Source organism: Sphingomonas phyllosphaerae, from assembly GCF_036946485.1.
Taxonomy (GTDB): Bacteria; Pseudomonadota; Alphaproteobacteria; order Sphingomonadales; family Sphingomonadaceae; genus Sphingomonas; species Sphingomonas phyllosphaerae_E.
In genome coordinates, this window is sequence record NZ_JAQIJA010000001.1 from 991,716 (window position 1) to 1,008,965 (window position 17,250).

General features: G+C 67.1%; 14 protein-coding genes. 10 read left to right on the top strand and 4 right to left on the bottom strand.

Annotation, left to right across the window (positions count from 1 at the left end):
* The first annotated feature begins 47 nt into the window (after window positions 1-47).
* Window positions 48-479 (top strand): hypothetical protein, encoded by a 432-nt coding sequence (locus tag PGN16_RS04870; RefSeq protein WP_335308261.1) that lies wholly within the window; start codon window positions 48-50, stop codon window positions 477-479.
* Window positions 480-852: 373 nt separating this feature from the next.
* On the opposite strand, the gene PGN16_RS04875 is transcribed toward PGN16_RS04870, so the two are convergent.
* Window positions 853-2,175 (bottom strand): dicarboxylate/amino acid:cation symporter, encoded by a 1,323-nt coding sequence (locus PGN16_RS04875; protein WP_335308262.1) that lies wholly within the window; start codon window positions 2,173-2,175, stop codon window positions 853-855.
* Window positions 2,176-2,247: 72 nt separating this feature from the next.
* Between PGN16_RS04875 and PGN16_RS04880 the strand changes: the two genes are divergently transcribed.
* Complete coding sequence (locus tag PGN16_RS04880) at window positions 2,248-3,504, top strand: M24 family metallopeptidase (RefSeq protein WP_335308263.1); 1,257 nt, start codon at window positions 2,248-2,250, stop codon at window positions 3,502-3,504.
* Between the two features lie 3 nt (window positions 3,505-3,507).
* Here PGN16_RS04880 and PGN16_RS04885 read toward each other — a convergent pair whose 3' ends face one another.
* On the bottom strand, window positions 3,508-4,224 hold the full coding sequence (locus PGN16_RS04885; RefSeq protein ID WP_335308264.1) for a choice-of-anchor E domain-containing protein: 717 nt from the start codon (window positions 4,222-4,224) through the stop codon (window positions 3,508-3,510).
* Window positions 4,225-4,364: 140 nt separating this feature from the next.
* On the opposite strand from PGN16_RS04885, the gene alaS reads away from it, so the two are divergent.
* Window positions 4,365-7,028, top strand: coding sequence for an alanine--tRNA ligase (alaS, locus tag PGN16_RS04890; protein ID WP_335308265.1), 2,664 nt, complete (start codon window positions 4,365-4,367; stop codon window positions 7,026-7,028).
* Window positions 7,029-7,285: 257 nt separating this feature from the next.
* Here the strand turns inward: alaS and PGN16_RS04895 are convergent, their stop codons facing one another.
* The gene (locus PGN16_RS04895; protein ID WP_335308266.1) at window positions 7,286-7,957 is read right to left on the bottom strand and encodes a hypothetical protein; all 672 of its coding nucleotides are present in this window, start codon (window positions 7,955-7,957) and stop codon (window positions 7,286-7,288) included.
* Between the two features lie 160 nt (window positions 7,958-8,117).
* Here PGN16_RS04895 and radA point away from each other — a divergent pair, with 160 nt between their 5' ends.
* The 7 genes from radA (at window position 8,118) to PGN16_RS04930 (ending at window position 15,460) form a co-directional block, all read left to right on the top strand.
* On the top strand, window positions 8,118-9,485 hold the full coding sequence (radA, locus tag PGN16_RS04900) for a DNA repair protein RadA (protein WP_335308267.1): 1,368 nt from the start codon (window positions 8,118-8,120) through the stop codon (window positions 9,483-9,485).
* A gap of 150 nt (window positions 9,486-9,635) precedes the next feature.
* Window positions 9,636-10,190 carry a CvpA family protein gene (locus PGN16_RS04905; RefSeq protein WP_335308268.1) on the top strand — a complete coding sequence of 185 codons (555 nt, stop codon included), beginning with the start codon at window positions 9,636-9,638 and terminating at the stop codon, window positions 10,188-10,190.
* Entirely contained in the window at window positions 10,187-10,621 is a 435-nt protein-coding gene (locus tag PGN16_RS04910) for an iron-sulfur cluster assembly scaffold protein (RefSeq protein ID WP_335308269.1), read from the top strand. The genes PGN16_RS04905 and PGN16_RS04910 overlap by 4 nt, the downstream gene beginning before the upstream one ends.
* Window positions 10,621-12,384: a cation:proton antiporter domain-containing protein gene (locus PGN16_RS04915; RefSeq protein ID WP_335308270.1), complete on the top strand. Its 1,764-nt coding sequence runs from the start codon at window positions 10,621-10,623 to the stop codon at window positions 12,382-12,384. The genes PGN16_RS04910 and PGN16_RS04915 overlap by 1 nt, the downstream gene beginning before the upstream one ends.
* Window positions 12,360-12,713: a DUF423 domain-containing protein gene (locus tag PGN16_RS04920; protein ID WP_335308271.1), complete on the top strand. Its 354-nt coding sequence runs from the start codon at window positions 12,360-12,362 to the stop codon at window positions 12,711-12,713. The genes PGN16_RS04915 and PGN16_RS04920 overlap by 25 nt, the downstream gene beginning before the upstream one ends.
* A gap of 205 nt (window positions 12,714-12,918) precedes the next feature.
* Window positions 12,919-15,042, top strand: a complete 2,124-nt coding sequence (locus PGN16_RS04925) for a prolyl oligopeptidase family serine peptidase (RefSeq protein WP_443019578.1) — start codon at window positions 12,919-12,921, stop codon at window positions 15,040-15,042.
* Between the two features lie 76 nt (window positions 15,043-15,118).
* Entirely contained in the window at window positions 15,119-15,460 is a 342-nt protein-coding gene (locus PGN16_RS04930; RefSeq protein ID WP_335308272.1) for a hypothetical protein, read from the top strand.
* Window positions 15,461-15,594: 134 nt separating this feature from the next.
* Here PGN16_RS04930 and PGN16_RS04935 read toward each other — a convergent pair whose 3' ends face one another.
* Window positions 15,595-17,229 (bottom strand): inorganic phosphate transporter, encoded by a 1,635-nt coding sequence (locus PGN16_RS04935; RefSeq protein WP_335308273.1) that lies wholly within the window; start codon window positions 17,227-17,229, stop codon window positions 15,595-15,597.
* Window positions 17,230-17,250 lie beyond the last annotated feature (21 nt).

The window sequence follows — 17,250 nt, forward strand, 5'->3', positions numbered from 1 at the left end:
GGCTTCCGCTCACTTGCAGACCATAATGGTAAGGCGCACGTTTCATCATGCATTTTAGCTATGATCCCGAAAGCGCTGTCGGCGCCTCCTCTGATGGTCGCTACACGATCTCCCGGCGAGGAGATCGCTACGGCACTTTCCTCGACATCGACTTCGGCGGCGAGCCCGTTCAGACGGTATGGGTGCGCGAGAACCAGCGTGACATTCTCCCCATCGATGGGCCACCATCGCAGGGAGAAAAGACGGTATTGGAGTGGGTGGTTGACAATAATGCGGGGACTGGGGCCGATAGACTGCTGACTCTCGCGGATCCAATTGGCGACGCGACGCTCGGCGAACTTCTACAGTCCTTCTTCGAAGCGTTTGAGGCGTGGCGCGTCAATGCCATGAGCAAGCCCGAGAGAAGGTGGCCGCGAAGGCTTGTGCGAATCGGCTGTCGCGGAAACCAGCGCATGTTGATGGAAAGGCAGTTCGGTTAACGATCGAAAATCCGCTATCACCGGTCGCCGCCGTTGCTCACCTGTGTAAACATGCTGCACGTGGCGCGTACGATCGCCGATCTTGCTGGGGCGACACGGTCGGTCGGATTCATCTCGCGGAGGCGCTGAGGTACCGGCGGTAACCGCCACGGAATTGAGTGGGGCTAGGATGGAGAAATGAGGAAGGATTGTTCGCGCGGAGGCGCGGAGGCGCAGAGAGGTTGTGGTTGTACGACGCGAAGCGTCAATCTCGACCCTTGCAATGCGGGAGCCGCCGATGGTGACCCGGACGACGGCCTGCCGCGCGGCCTCTCTGCGCCTCCGCGCCTCTGCGTGAACAACCCTTCTTCTTCTTCGCGGCCGCGCTCGACCCTCAAACTTCGCGGAAACTCTCCACCTCCCGCGTCGGCCCATCGCCCGAAGGCGCCGTTGCCCCGGCGATCACCGGTGACTCGCGCGGGTCGAGCCCGCCCTCCCATTTCGCGATCACCGCGCTCGCCACGGCATTGCCGATCACGTTGGTCGCGGTGCGCCCCATGTCGAGGAAATGGTCGATCGCCAGCACCAGCAACAGCCCCGCCTCGGGCAGGTTGAACATCGGCAGCGTCGCCGCGATCACGACGAGGCTGGCGCGCGGCACGCCCGCGATCCCCTTCGACGTCACCATCAGCACCAGCAGCATCGTCACCATCTGCCCCAGCGACATGTCGATGCCGTAGGCCTGCGCGATGAAGATCGACGCGAAGGTCATGTAGATCATCGACCCGTCGAGGTTGAACGAATAGCCGAGCGGCAGCACGAAGCTGGCGATCCGCGGCGGCACCCCGAACCGGTCGAGCGCCTCCAGCATCCGCGGGTACGCCGCTTCCGACGACGCGGTCGAGAAGGCCACCAGCAACGGCTCGCGCACATAGCGGATCAGCTCGCGGATGCGCGAACCGATGAACAGGAAGCCGATCCCCAGCAGCACCGCCCACAGCACCAGCAGCGTCAGGTAGAAGCTGCCCATGAAGTAGGCGAGCTGCCCGATCACCGCCGGCCCGCGTTCGGTCAGTGTCCCCGCCACCGCCGCGAACACCGCGACCGGCGCCACGCGCATCACGTAGTCGGTGACCTGCAACATGACGTGCACCAGCGCGTCGATCGCCTTGACCAGCGGCGCGGCCTTCTCACCGACCGCGGTGATCGCGACGCCGACGAACACCGACATGACCACGATCTGCAGGATCTCGTTCTTCGCCATCGCATCGACCATCGAGGCGGGGACGATATGCGTGAAGAAGTCCTTCAGGTTGAACGCGGCGGTCTCCAGCCCGCTCGACTGGCCGGCGGGCGGCAGCGCCAGCCCGATCCCGACGCCGGGCTGGAGCAGATTGACCATCACCAGCCCCAGCGTCAGCGACAACAGGCTGGCGGTGATGAACCACGCGAGGCTGCGCGCGCCGATCCGGCCGAGCGCGGCGGTATCGCCCATCTGCGCGATCCCCGACACCAAGGTCGCAAAGACGAGCGGCGCGATGATCATCTTGATCAGCCGCAGGAAGATGCTGGTCAGGATCGAGAAATAGCCCGCGATCTCGGTCGTGCGCGCCTGTGCGGCAGCGCTGCCGTCGTCGAGCCAGGTGTTGAGCGCCAGCCCGACGATCAGCCCGAGTACCAGCCCGGCAAGAATATAAAGGGTCAGCCGCTTGGCCATTCATCGCTCCCGTATGTGCGTATAGGGAAGGGGATTGCGGTCGCGCGGTCAAGCACCGTATCGTTCGCAACCATGTTCCCCACCTCCTTCCGCCCCTCCCGCCGGACGCTGCTCGGCGGCGGCGCCGCGTTGCTCGCCACGTCGATCGTTCGCGCCGCCGAGCCCGATCTCGCCGGCCTTTCGGACATGACCGGGCGCGCCGTGCCGATCGGGGTGGCGGAGCGCCGCGCGCGGCTGGCGCGCGCGCAGGCCTTGATGCGGGCCTCCGGGATCGGCGCGGTGCTGATCGAGCCGGGATCGAGCCTGATCTATTTCACCGGCGTCGTCTGGCACCGCAGCGAGCGGCTGACCGCGGCGGTGATCCCGGTCGAGGGCGATCCTTGCATCGTCACCCCCTTTTTCGAGGAGCCGTCGGTCCGACAGACGCTGGCGATCCCCGCCGAGGTGCGCGTCTGGCAGGAGGATGAGGACCCGCTGAAGGTCGTCGCCGGCTTCGTGCGCGACCGCAAGCTGACGGGCCGGACGATCGGGATCGAGGAAAGCGCGCGCTTCTTCGCCTTCGACGGCCTCGCCCGGGCGCTGCCCGACGCGAAGCTGGTCAGCGCCAATCCGGTCGTGCGCGGCTCCCGGATGATCAAGACGCCCGCCGAGATCGCGCTGATGCAACTCGCCACCGACGTGACGATCGCCGCTTATCGCTGGACCCACCCGCGCGTCGAGGCGGGGATGACGGGCGCGCAGATCGGTGCGCTGATGAACGCGGCGACCAGGAAGCTCGGCGGCGATCCCGAATTCGCGCTGGCGCTGATCGGCCCCGCCGCGGCGCTCCCGCACGGCAGCCGCGACGTGATCCGCGTCGCCGACGGACAGGTCGTGCTGATGGACTGCGGCTGCACCGTACAGGGCTATCAGTCCGACGTGTCGCGCACCTGGGTGCACGGCACGGCGACCGCCGAGCAGCGCACGGTGTGGGAGCAGGTGAAGGCGGCGCAGGCGCTCGCCTTCCGCAGCGCGCGGATTGGCGCGGCGGCGGGATCGATCGACGACATCGTGCGCGGCTATTACCAGAAGCTCGGCTACGGCCCCGGCTATCGCCTGCCCGGGCTGTCGCATCGCACCGGCCATGGCATCGGCCTGGACGGGCACGAACCGGTCAACCTCGTCCATGGCGAGATGACGCCGCTGGCCGCCGGCATGTGCTTCTCGGACGAGCCGGGCCTTTATCTGCCCGGCAAGTTCGGCGTCCGTCTCGAGGATTGCTTTCACATGACGGCAGGCGGTCCGGCGTGGTTCAGCACCCCGCCGGCCTCGCTCGACCACCCGGTCTGAGCGTCAGGCGGGCGCCAGCGTCCGGCGGCGACGGCGCAGCGCCGCCCCCGTGGTCGCGAAACCGGCGATCATCAGCGCCCACGTCCCCGGCTCCGGCACCGCGGGCGTGTAATCATAGGTCAGCGTGTAGTTCGCCTGACCGCAGAAATCCTCGCCGGGCGCGCTGGGGGCACCGCCGACGACGACACACCCGCCCGGCAGTTGATTGACGGTCCCGCCCATCGGCACGCCGGTGAAGCTGGTATCGCCTGAGCCGACGTTCTGGCCCAGGTCGTACCCGTTGAACGTCACGCGCCGGTTCACGAACTGCGCCGGATCGAACAGATAGGTCGCGGTGCCGAAAGCGGTGACCTGAAAGAAGCCGAAATCGTTGGTGCCGTCGCTCCGGTCGAGCGGCACGACGCTGCTGCCCGATCCGGTAAGCGCGATCAGCGGATTGCCCAGCGCGGCATTGTCCGATCCCAGCCGCCAATTACCCGCGATCGTCCACGACAGGGGTGCCGCGGAGGCAGAGCCCGCCGGCGCGCTCACCACCCAGCCGCGCGTCTTGGCGAGGTCGACCGTCAGCGTCACCGTATTCAGCGTGCCCGTCCGGCTGTCGAAGCCGTCGAAGCCGCGCAACGCGCCCTGTTCGCTATCGGTCTGGATCAGCGTCGCCGCCGATGCGCCGTTCGCGATGGTGGCCGCGCAGATCGCGGCAAGCTTCAGTAAATGCTTCATTCAGCTTACCCCCGATTCGTCGGCGGGCGGCTTTGCATACATAGGTAAAGGTGACAATCGCGCCGGCGGTCGCACGCGACGAACCGTTGCGCGCACCGGGGGCCTAGGCAGCGCGGCCTTGGCGGATTAAGTCGAGCGCCATGACCGCTACCAACGACATTCGCCGCTCGTTCCTCGACTATTTCGGCTCGGCCGGGCACCAGATCGTGCCTTCGGCGCCGCTGGTGCCGCAGAACGATCCGACGCTGATGTTCGTCAATGCCGGGATGGTGCCGTTCAAGAACGTCTTCACCGGGCTCGAAACTCGCCCGTACAGCACCGCCACCTCGTCGCAGAAATGCGTCCGCGCCGGCGGCAAGCACAACGATCTCGACAATGTCGGTTACACCGCGCGTCACCACACGTTCTTCGAGATGCTGGGCAATTTCAGCTTCGGCGACTATTTTAAGGAACAGGCGATCACCCACGCCTGGACGCTGTTGACCAAGGAATGGGGGCTGCCCGCCGACAAGCTGACCGCCACCGTCTTCCACACCGACGATCAGGCGTTCGATCTGTGGAAGAAGATCGCCGGGCTTCCCGACCATCGCATCATCCGTATCCCCACCAAGGACAATTTCTGGGCAATGGGTTCGGACGGGCCGTGCGGACCGTGTTCGGAAATCTTCTACGACCACGGCGAGCATATCCCCGGCGGTCCCCCGGGCAGCCCGGACGAGGACGGCGACCGCTTCGTCGAGATATGGAACCTCGTGTTCATGCAGCATGTGCAGGAGGCCGATGCGATCGTCGGTGACCTGCCGCGTCCGTCGATCGACACCGGCATGGGGCTGGAGCGGATCGCCGCGGTGCTGCAGGGCGTGCACGACAATTACGATACCGACACGTTCAAGGCGCTGATCGCCGCCTCGGGCGCGCTGACCCACACCCACACCATCGGCGACAATCAGGCGAGCCACCGCGTCATCGCCGATCACCTGCGCTGCTCGGGCTTCCTCGTCGCCGACGGCGTGCTGCCCGCCAACGAAGGGCGCGGCTACGTCCTGCGCCGGATCATGCGTCGCGCGATGCGGCATGCGCATCTGCTGGGTGCGAAGGAGCCGTTGATGCACCGGCTTGTCCCGGCGCTGGTCGCCGAGATGGGCGCGGCCTATCCCGAGCTGGTCCGTGCGCAGCCGCTGATCGAGGCGACGTTGCGGCAGGAGGAAACGCGCTTCCGCCAGACGCTCGACAAGGGGCTGCGGCTGCTCGACGATGCGGCCGCGGGGATGAAGCCGGGCGATACGCTGTCGGGCGACACCGCCTTCCGCCTCTACGACACCTACGGCTTCCCCTACGACCTGACCGAAGATGCCTTGCGCGCGCAGGACTTCAAGGTCGACCGTGCCGGTTTCGACGCCGCGATGGCCGAACAGAAGCGCGCCGCGCGCGCCGCGTGGAAGGGCTCGGGCGCGAAGGCGTCGGACGATCTGTGGTTCGATCTGGTCGAGGAAGTCGGCGCGACCGAATTCACCGGCTACAGCAGTGACGTCGGCGAAGGCGTGGTGCTCGCGTTGGTCAAGGATGGCGCACGCGTCGATCATGCCGGCGTCGGCGACAGGGTCGACGTGATCGTCAACCAAACGCCCTTCTACGGTGAAAGCGGCGGTCAGGTCGGCGATGCCGGGATCATCAGCAGCGACAGTGGCTTGCGCGCCGATGTTGCGGAGACGTCGAAGCAACTCGGCAAGCTGTTCGTCCACCATGCGACGATCGCCTCGGGCGAACTGAAGGTCGGCGACACCGTCAAGCTGGCGATCGACGTCGCACGCCGCGCCGCGATCCGCGCCAACCACTCGGCGACGCACCTGCTGCACGAGGCGCTGCGCCAGAAGATCGGCACGCATGTCGCGCAAAAGGGCTCGCTGGTCGCGCCCGAGCGGCTGCGCTTCGACGTCTCGCACAATAGCGCGATGACCGCCGAGGAACTCGCCGAGGCCGAGCGCGCGGTCAACGCGCAGATCCGCCGCAACGGCACCGTCGAGACGCGGTTGATGACTCCCGACGAGGCGATCGCCGAGGGCGCGATGGCGCTGTTCGGTGAAAAGTACGGCGATGAGGTGCGCGTCGTGTCGATGGGCAGCGAGGACGACGGCAAGACCTATTCGATCGAATTGTGCGGCGGCACCCACGTCCGCGCGCTCGGCGACATCGGCGTGTTCAAGATCGTCGGTGAGAGCGCGGTGTCGTCGGGCGTGCGCCGCGTCGAGGCGCTGACCGGCGAGGCGGCGCGGCAATGGCTGAACGCCCGCGACGAGAAGCTGCGCGAAGCCGCGGCGACGCTCAAGGCCTCGCCCGACGAAGTGCCGGCGCGCGTCGCGGCGCTGGTCGAGGATCGTCGCCGGCTGGAGCGTGAACTCGCCGAGGCGAAGAAGGCGCTGGCGCTCGGTGGCGGCAGCGGCGGTGCGCCGGCCGGGCCGGAGACGGTCGGCGGGGTCGGCTTCGTCGGTCAGGTGCTCGACGGCTTCGAGGCCAAGGGGCTGCGCGGCGCCGTCGACGATGCCAAGGCGCGCGTCGGCTCAGGCGTCGCGGCGCTGGTCGCGGTCAATGATGGCCGCGCCTCGATCGCGGTCGGCGTCACCGCCGATCTGGCCGGTGAGGTCAGCGCGGTCGATCTGCTGCGGCAGGCGGTGGCCGTGCTCGGCGGGCAGGGCGGCGGTGGTCGCCCCGACATGGCGCAGGGCGGTGGCCCCGATGGCGACAAGGCCGCCGACGCGATCGCCGCGATCCGCGCTGCACTCGAGGCACGGACGGTCGCCGCCTGAGGCTACGTCGCCGACTAAGAGGACGTCGCCCCGGACGTAATCCGGGGTCGCGCTTTCACCGTCATTGCGAGCGTAGCGAAGCAATCCAGGGCGTCCTGATCCGGCCCTGGATTGCTTCGCTACGCTCGCAATGACGCCTCAGCAACCGGCGTCATCCTTCCACCCGCACCCGAAAAACGAAACGCCGCCCGTGCCTGACCGCACGGACGGCGTTTCGCCGAGAAAGCGGCGGAGCCGAAACCCCGCCGCCTCCTAACTCACCGCGCCTTGCGCTTGGACTTGGCCGGCGCTGCGGTCTGGGTCGTCGCCGCCGCGGTATCGGCGGTCGGCGTGGTCGCATCAGCCGTGGCGCCCGTCGGCGCGCTCGCACCGGCGGCCGGCGCCGCCGCCGACATCGCCGCCTTCAGTTGCGCGGCGGTCATCCCGAGCAGGATGCCCTGCGGCCCCGGACCAAAGCCGGTGACCGGCAGCACCGCATCGCCATCGGCGGTCGTCAGCGTCACGCCGCTGGCATCGACCGACTTGATGGTGCCAAGCTGCGTGCCGCCGGTGCCATAGACGGTCGCGCCCGGCACCAGCTTCGACTTGAACTCGGCCGACGCCTGCGCCTGCTGCTGGCCGGCGGCTGCCTCGAGCTGCGCCTTGGTCATCGCCAGCACCGGGCCCTGTGCGCCCTTGCCGAGCGACGTCAGCGGGATCGCTGCCTTGACGGTGCCGGTGTTGACGACCGCATTGGTGCCATCGGTCGATTCGACGGTGCCGACCACGCCGCCGGACGTGTCGTAAACGGTCGCGCCGGTGGTGACCGCAGCGCCCGCGGCCGGCGCGGTCTGAGCGGCGGCCGGTGCCTGGGCCGGGGCCGCCTGTGCAAGGGCCGCACCGGGGATCAGCGCGGCAGAAGCCAGGGCGAGAACGGCGAAATGCTTCACGAGGAACTCCTTTACTCGTTGGCAAAAAATCTGGGTCGGGAGCAAACGGTCGTTCCCGAACAGGGTTCCGAATCTGTAACAATCCGCCTTGCCCTGCGATGAACGTCTTGTTCACCTTTGGGATGTTCCCTGATCGTTCCTGATGCGCTAGGGACAAACAATGGCGAAGGTTCAAAAGAGATTTGTCTGCCAATCCTGCGGCTCGGTCAGTCATCGCTGGCAGGGGCAATGCGCGGATTGTTCGGAATGGAACACGCTGGTGGAGGAGGCGCCGCTCAACGCCACGCCGTTTCAGGCGAAGCACAATCTGCAGGGCGGCGGGCGGATGATTGCGATGACCGCGCTCGATGCGCAGGCGGTGCTCCCCGATCGTCTGCCGTTCGGCATCGCCGAATTCGATCGCGCCCTGGGCGGCGGTCTGGTGGCTGGCTCGGCGACGCTCATCGGCGGCGATCCGGGGATCGGCAAGTCGACCTTGTTGCTGCAGGCGGCGGCGGCGCTGGCGCGCGCCGGGCATGACGTGGCCTATGTCTCGGGTGAGGAGGCGGCCGATCAGGTCCGGTTGCGTGCACAACGACTGGGGCTTGGCGACGCACCGGTAAGGCTCGCGGCGGCAACATCCACACGCGACATCCTGACCACGATCGGGCAGGGCACGCCGCCGCGATTGCTGGTGATCGACTCGATCCAGACGATGCACTCCGATCTGATCGAGGGAGCGCCCGGCACCGTCAGCCAGGTGCGCGCCACCGCGCAGGAACTGATCCGCTTCGCCAAGGAGCGCGGCACCGCGGTGGTGCTGGTCGGCCACGTCACCAAGGACGGCACGATCGCCGGCCCGCGCGTGCTCGAACATATGGTAGACACCGTGCTCAGCTTCGAGGGTGAGCGCAGCCATCAATATCGCATCCTGCGCAGTCTGAAGAACCGTTTCGGGGGCACCGACGAAATCGGGGTGTTCGCGATGGCGGGCGATGGTCTTGTAGAAGTATCAAATCCTTCCGCGCTGTTTCTCACGCAGCGTGATGAAGGCGTGACCGGCGCGACCGTGTTCCCGGCGCTGGAGGGCACGCGCCCGGTGCTGGTCGAAATTCAGGCGCTGGTCGTGCGCGTGGCCAGCGGGGCGACCCCCCGCCGCTCGGTCGTCGGGTGGGATTCGGCGCGCCTTGCGATGATCCTTGCGGTGCTGGAGGCGCGATGCGGGCTCAGCTTCTCGACCTGCGAAGTCTATCTCAACATCGCGGGCGGCTACCGCATCCAGGACCCCGCCGCCGATCTCGCCGTCGCCGCCGCGCTGGTGTCGGCGCTCAGCGAACGCCCCGTGCCCGCGGATGCGGTAGCCTTCGGGGAGATCGCCTTGTCGGGGGAGTTGCGCCCGGTTTCCCACGCACCGCTGCGGCTCAAGGAAGCTGCCAAGCTCGGCTTCGATCGCGCGCTGCTGCCGTCGGCGGTCGACAAGGCGGCGATGCGCCAGTCGGCGTTCCGCACGCTCGGGCATTTCGTCGATCATCTGCTCGGCCGCGGCTGATCGCTGTCCTACATGCTCCAACATATGCCAGGCTGGCCGTTCCGGGAGAACCGCGCAGAGCGCCCCATCGCGCATAGGGACGCGTTTTGCGGCACCTTCGCCAACATCCAGCCCTAGCCGGAGGGCGGATCGCGCCATAAGGAGGGCTGCATGAACCTCGAACCGTTCGATATCGTCGTTCTCGTGCTCGTCGCGCTGACGGCGATCGGCGGCGCGCGGCGCGGGTTCGTCGGCGAGGTGCTGGCGCTGTTCGCCTGGGTCGCGATGATCTTCGCGCTCAAGATCTTCCACCTGCCGCTGGCCAAGGCGCTGGCGGGGTCGATCGCCAGCGTGTCGGGCGCGGCGGTGCTGGCGTTCGTGCTGCTGACCGGCGGCACTTATCTCGTCAGCCGTTTGATCATTAACGCGATTTCGTCACGCACCCGCACCTCGGTGCTTGGGCCGATCGACCGCGCTTTGGGCTTCGGATTCGGCGCGCTGAAGGGATTGATCCTGGCCAGCCTCGCCTTCCTGTTCTTCATCCTGATGCTGGACCTGACCGGCGGCGGACCGTCGCACCGACCGGCGTGGCTCAAGAATGCGCGCACCTTCCCGCTGATGGTGGCGACCAGCGGTGCGGTTGCCGATTTCGTCGACCGGCGGCGCAAGGGGCAGCCGGTGTTCGGGCCGCGCACCCCCACCCGCAACAGCGACGGATCTTCATGAGCCTCGATCTTTACACCCCGGATATCAGTGCGCTGGCGATCGGCAATCCGTTCCCCGATCGCCTGCCCGACGCGCATGGCTCGGCCGAGCGGCGCTCGCCGATCTGCGGCAGCCGCGTGACGATAGACGTGCGGCTCGGCGAGGACGGGCGGGTCGCGGCGCTGGGGACGCAGGTCCGCGCCTGCCTGCTCGGTCAGGCGTCCTCGACGCTGCTCGCGCGGCACGCGATCGGTCGCTCGGTCGAGGAACTGGCCGACGCGCGCGATGCGCTGACGCACTGGCTGGCCGGCGGGGGCGAGCTTCCCGCGTGGCCGGGGCTCGATCTCTTCACGCCGGGGCTGAAACTGACCGCGCGCCATCCCTCGATCCGCCTCGCGTTCGAAGCCGCCGCCGACGCCGCGGCCCAGGCCCGCCAAGCGCGAGGGGGCTGATGGAACACGCCGATCTTTCGATGATCCGCGACGGCACGATCCTGCTCGGCGCCGGGCTGGTGTTCGTGCTGCTGTTCCGACGCCTCGGGCTGGGTGCGACCCTGGGCTTCCTCGTCGCCGGCGCGGTGGTTGGGCCGCACCTGCTCGGGCTCGTCGGCGATGCGGAGGCGAAGCTGGGGTTCGCCGAACTCGGCATCACCTTGCTGTTGTTCATCGTCGGGCTGGAATTGAGCCCGCAGCGCCTGTGGCGGTTGAAGGAGGACATCTTCGGCCTCGGGCTGATCCAGGTCGTGGCGTGCGGCGTCGCGCTGGCGGCGATCCTGGCGCTGGCGGCGCGCTTTTCGCTGGCGGCGGCGCTGGCGGTCGGGATGCCGCTGGCGCTGTCGTCGACCGCGCAGGTGCTGCCGATGCTGCAATCCTCCGGCCGGCTGCGTACGCCTTTCGGAGAGCGTGCCTTTTCGATCCTGCTGTTCCAGGATCTGTCGATCATCCCGATGATCACGATCATCGCCGCGATGAGCCGCAACCCTGCCGCGACCAGCGGGCCGGAGGGGTGGGTCCTCGGGCTCTACACGGTGCTGGCGATCGTCGGGCTGGTCGCCGCCGGCCGCTTCGTGCTGCGTCCGTTGTTCCGCCTGATCGGCCATCTGGGCGAGCGCGAGATGTTCGTTTTCGCCGCGCTGTTCACCGTGATCGCCGCTGCGGCGGTGATGGAACGGCTCGGCCTGTCGACCGCGCTCGGGGCGTTCGTCGCCGGGGTGATGCTGGCCGACAGCCCGTACCGCCACGAACTGGAGGCCGATGTCGAGCCGTTCCGCGCGATCCTGCTCGGGCTCTTCTTCCTCGCGGTCGGCATGATGCTCAACCTTGAGGCGATCGCCGATCGCCCGATCTTCGTGATCGCGATGGCCGCCGCGCTGATCGCGACCAAGGCGGGGATCATCACCGCGCTGGGGCTCGTCTTTCGCATGGGCTGGCGGCAGGCGCTGGCGCTCGGGCTGTTGCTCAGCCAGGGGGGTGAATTCGGGTTTGTGTTGCTCGCCCAGGCACAACAGGCCCTTCTGATCGCCCCGGACGCTGCGAGCCTGTTCGGCGCGATCATCACCTTGTCGATGGCGACGACGCCCTTCCTGATGATGTTCACGCGCCGCTTCCGCGAGGCGCCGATCGCCGCACAGACCGACCGCGACGGGCCGCGGGCGGATGGCGCGAACGCGATCATCGTGGGCTATGGCCGGTTCGGGCAGACCGTCGGGCAGATGCTGATGGCGCAGAACATCCCGGTCACGCTGATCGACACAGATATCGAGATGATCGACATCGCCGGGGAATTGGGATCGAAGGTCTATTATGGCGACGGTACGCGGCTCGATCTGCTGCGTCAGGCCGGCGCGAGCGAGGCCGAACTGATCCTGTTCTGCATGGACGGCGATCAACTCTCGCTCGAGCAACTCGAGGCGATCCATGAGGCGTTCCCGGACGCAGCACTGTACGTCCGCGCCTTCGATCGCCGGGCGCTCATCAGGCTCAAGAACGGTCCGGCGTGCGCCGTGGTGCGCGAGGTGCTGGAATCGGCCGTGAAGATGGCGCGGTTGGCGATGAACGGCCTCGGCATCGCGCCGGGCGAGATCGATCGTGCCGAGCAGATGTACCGCGCCAGCGACAAGGAGCGGCTACGCATCCAGATCGAGGCCGCCGATCCGCTGACGGCACGAGCGATGATTGCGGAGCATCATCCATGGGGCGGGGGAGAACGGCCGTGAACGCAATTTTGCTGTTGGCGGCGCTTTCCGGTGCGATCGCGGTCGGTGCCGGGGCGTTCGGCGCGCATGGTGCTTCGGGCGCCGCGGTCGAATGGTTGAAGACCGGCGCGCACTACCAACTCGTCCATGCAGTGGCGGCGCTGGTCGCGCTGCGCTTCGAGGCGCGCGGCCCCGCGTGGCTGTTCCTCGCCGGCGGTGCCGTATTCGCGGGGAGCTTGTATCTGATGGCGCTCGATTTTCCGCGGTGGCTCGGCGCGGTCACGCCGATCGGCGGCACGCTGCTGATCGGCGGCTGGCTGTGGCTGGCGTGGATCGGCGCACGCGGCTGAGGCATCAGCGGGCCCTGGCAGCCTGGCACAGATCAGTCCGACCGCAGCCCCCCGGTCATGCGCTCCCGAATCACGACATGCGCCAGGCGGTGGCGAACCACATCGAAATGAACGGCATGAGGGCCGGCAGCAACAGCGTGCTAGTCGACATCGACGCGCGGCCGGCGGGCTTGTTCCCGCCGGATTGGTATCGCACAATACCTTCATGACGAACGGAGCGAGCAGGATGAAGCGCGAGCGGATCGGTTGGTTGCTGGCGGGTGCGGCCTTGACGATGGCGGCGGCCGCCGCCTGGGCGCAGCGCACGACGGACGCTGATCCCTATATCTGGCTCGAGGACAAGGACGGCGCGCGTGCGCAGGCGTGGGTCGCCGCCGAGAATGCACGCACGCTCCCGCGCCTTCAGCATGACCCCCGCTATCCCGAATTCTATGCCGAAGCGCTGGCGATCGCGGCGGCCAAGGACCGCATCCCGATGCCCCAGCAGGTAATGGGACGAATCCTCAACTTCTGGCGCGATGCCGATCATCCGCAGGGCATTCTGCGCTGGACGACGAGCGAGGACTATGCGGCCCCGGCACCGGCATGGCGCACGCTGCTCGACATCGACGCACTGAGCAAGGCCGAGGGCCACAAGTGGGTCTACAAGGGCATGACCTGCCTTGCGCCCGAAGAACGGCGTTGCCTGATCGCACTATCCGAAGGCGGAGAGGATGCGATTACCTATCGCGAATTCGACCTCGCGGCCGGGCAGTTCGTGGCGAACGGCTTCGTGCTGCCGACCTCGAAGCAGGGGGCGGTATGGCTCGACAGCGATACGCTGCTGGTCAGTCGCGACTGGGGCGCGGGCACGATGACTGCGTCTAGCTACCCGTTCGTCGTGAAGAAGGTAACGCGCGGACAGCCGTTGTCGCAGGCGGTCGAAGTCTTCCGGGGCGCGCCCGACGACCAGCTTGGTACCTATGCCAGCGTAATCACCGATGGCGCGGGCAATCGCGCGGTGTTCATCGAGCGGCAGAAGACCTTCTTCGGCGCCGAGCGGCTGTTGTGGACGCCGGCCGGCGTGACGAAGCTCGATTTGCCGGCGCGCACCGCGCCCGCGGCGATGATCGATGGCCGGGTGGTCTTCACGACCAGTGAGCCGTGGGGCGCGATCCCCACCGGCGGTGTGGCCTCCGTATCGCTCAAGGAACTGGAAGCTGGCCGGATCGCGCCATCGCTGATCTTCGCGCCGACCGCCCGGCAGGCGGTGAGCGGCGTCGACGCCACCCGCCATCACCTGATCCTCGACTATACCGACAATGTTCGCGGTCGCATCAGCGTCTTCACTCCCACGGCGAGCGGCTGGCGCGCGCAGCCGATGGCGCTGCCCGACAACGCCAGCTTCGGGATCGTCGGAACCAGCGATCGCAACGACGATGCGTTTCTGGTGACGACCGGCTTCCTTACGCCGACGACGCTGGCCCGCTTCGTCGCCGGCAGCGCTGCAGCGCCTGCGCAGGTCAAGGCGTTGCCCGCGAAGTTCAACGCCGCCGGTCTGGTTGCCGATCAATATGAGGCCACGTCGCGGGATGGCACGAAGGTGCCGTATTTCATCGTCCATCGCCGCGACGCGCCGCGTAATGGCAGCACGCCGACGATCATGACGGCTTATGGCGGCTTCGAATTGCCGATGCTGCCAAGCTATTCCGCGATCACCGGCAAACTGTGGCTGGAGCGCGGCGGTGCCTATGTCCTTGCCAACATTCGCGGCGGGGGCGAATTCGGCCCAGCATGGCACGATGCGGGGCGGAAGACGAAGCGGCAGGTGATCTACGACGATTTCGCAGCGGTCGCCAGGGATCTGATCGCGCGGCGCTTCACGAGTGCGGCGAAGCTCGGCATCTACGGCGGATCGAATGGTGGGCTGCTGATGGGAGTCGAGTTCAACCAGCATCCCGACCTATGGAAAGCGGTGACGATCCAGGTCCCGCTGCTCGACATGCTGCGCTACGAAAAGATCGCCGCCGGCGCTTCCTGGGTCGACGAATACGGCTCGGTATCGGTGCCCGAGGAACGCGCGTTCCTGCGCCTTATATCACCCTATCACAACATCAAGCGCGGGGTGGCCTATCCCGAGCCGTATATCTGGACGACCACCAAGGACGATCGCGTCGGCCCGCAACATGCGCGGAAATTCGCGGCGCGGCTCAAGGAGTATGGCCTGCCCTATCTGTTTTACGAGGACACCGCCGGCGGCCATTCGGGTGACGCCGATATCGAGCAGGGCGCACGATTGCAGGCGCTGCAGATGACGTACTTCGCGCAAAAATTGCTGGATGCGCGCTGACCGTCCCGTGCAGGAACGCAGCGTTTCTCTCCGTTAATCTTGCTGCGGTGCGGCACGATCGGCTATGGGGCGCGCGATGAGTGCCGAAACCGACAGCCGGCCTGCGCCGGTGGTGCCCGATACCGTTCCCGTCGTCTTCGAGGCGATCGTCAAATTGCAGGCGATCGCCGCGATGTACAATCGTGGAAGCGTCACGCTGGCTCCGCATATCCTCTACACCAAGCATGGCGAAATTTATCTCGACGCCCTGACTTTGGAGCGAGACGGTCAGCCGCCGAAAGAGCCCAAGATCGGGGCCTTCAAATTGGCCGGGCTCACTGCGCTGCGCATCACCCCGCGTCGGTTCAAGCCCAGCGAATTGTTCGTGCCGGGTGAGGAACGATATGCCGGCGTGACACTGCTTTCGGTCGAGACCTGAGAGGCGGATCTTGCTCGCGTCGTCCCGCGGTTGATCTATGTGCCGAACCGAACTTCGGCACATAGGGATCGGCGCGCGGAGCATCAGCTGCAAGAAGTAATCCGGCTGACGTTGGTGCCCGGCACCGCCGGCGACTACAGCCCGGCGGTCCTGACGATCGTCAGCAGCAACCAGTAAAGCCCCCCTGCGAGCAGCATCGCCACCGGCAGCGTCATCAACCAGGCTGCGGCAAGCTGGATCAGGGTACGGCGTTGCAGACCATGTCCGCTTGCCACCGACGCGCCCGCGATCCCCGATGAGAGGATGTGCGTCGTCGAGACCGGCAAGCCGAACCGATCCGCGGCAAGGATCGTCCCGGCGGCGACGAGTTCGGCCGATGCGCCCATGCCATAGGTCATGTGCTGCTTGCCGATCCGCTCGCCGACGGTGACGACGATCCGCTTCCAGCCGACCATCGTGCCGAGCCCGAGCGCCAGCGCCACCGCGACCTTCACCCACAGCGGGATGAAGCGCGTGCCGCGCTCCAGCGCCGTGCGATAATCGGTGAGCACCGCCTTTTCGCCTTCGTTGAACCCGTTATCCTCCGCCGCCGCGATCATCCGGGTCGTGTCCATCACGAGGTACATGTCGTTGCGGATGTTGGGAGCCGCGCTGGCCGGAACCTGGCTGAGCGAGCCATAGCTGGCGACGCGACGGGCGAGATCGTCCGATACGGCAATCGTCGCGCCATAGGTTCGACCGTTCAGCACGTCGCGCTTCTTCAGCGACGTGCGCAACACCTCGCGCGCCTTGCCGAAATCGACCGGCGTCGCTCCATGCTGGGCCAATGTTGCGCGCGCATCGGCGGCACTCTGGACGAAAGCGGGCGTCTCGCTCGCGGGCAGCGTGCGATTCAGCGCATAGGCGGTCGGCGCGCAACCGATCAGGATGAGCATGATAAGGCCCATGCCCTTCTGACCGTCGTTCGATCCGTGGCTGAACGACACCGCCGTGCAGGTAAAGATCAGCAGCGCGCGGATGCCGCGAGGAGGAGGCGCGTCGCCCTCCGGCGGGGTCATCAACTGCGGATTGCGCGCCACGAGCCGGATCGTCAGCAGAAGCAGCGCCGCCGCGCAAAAGCCGATCAGTGGCGCCATCCACAGGCCGGTCAGCACCTTGGTCGCCTGGCTCCAATCGACGCCCGATGTCCCGCCGCTGTCGCTGGTCAGCAACTGATTGGCGAGACCCACGCCGAGTACCGAGCCGATCAGCGTGTGGCTGGAGCTGTTGGGCAAGCCCACGTACCAGGTCGCCAGATTCCACAGGACCGCCGCGAAGAGCAGCGCGAAGATCATGGCGAACCCCGCACCCGACCCGACGTTCAGGATCAGGTCGACCGGCAGCAGGGTGATGATCGAATAGGCGACCGCCCCGGACGATAGCATGACGCCCAGGAAGTTGAAGAAGCCCGACCAGATCACCGCGAAATGCGCCGGAAGCGCATTGGTGTAGATGACGGTCGCCACCGCATTGGCGGTGTCGTGGAAGCCGTTGACGAACTCGAATCCCAACGCGATCAGCAGGGCAAGGCCGAGAAAGGCGAACACGCCCAGGGCGAGTTGCTCACCCACCTGCTGCGTGTCGATCAGGATGCTGATGCCGGCATAGCCGAATCCCAGAGCGACGGCGGCCAGAAAGGCATATCGCGCAAATGGATGAACCGGACCGTCGAACGACCGCGATACTGCGGCAGGTGACGAAGGCGACGCCTCAAGGACATTGGATGCCATGACGAGTCGCGCTGTCGGCGT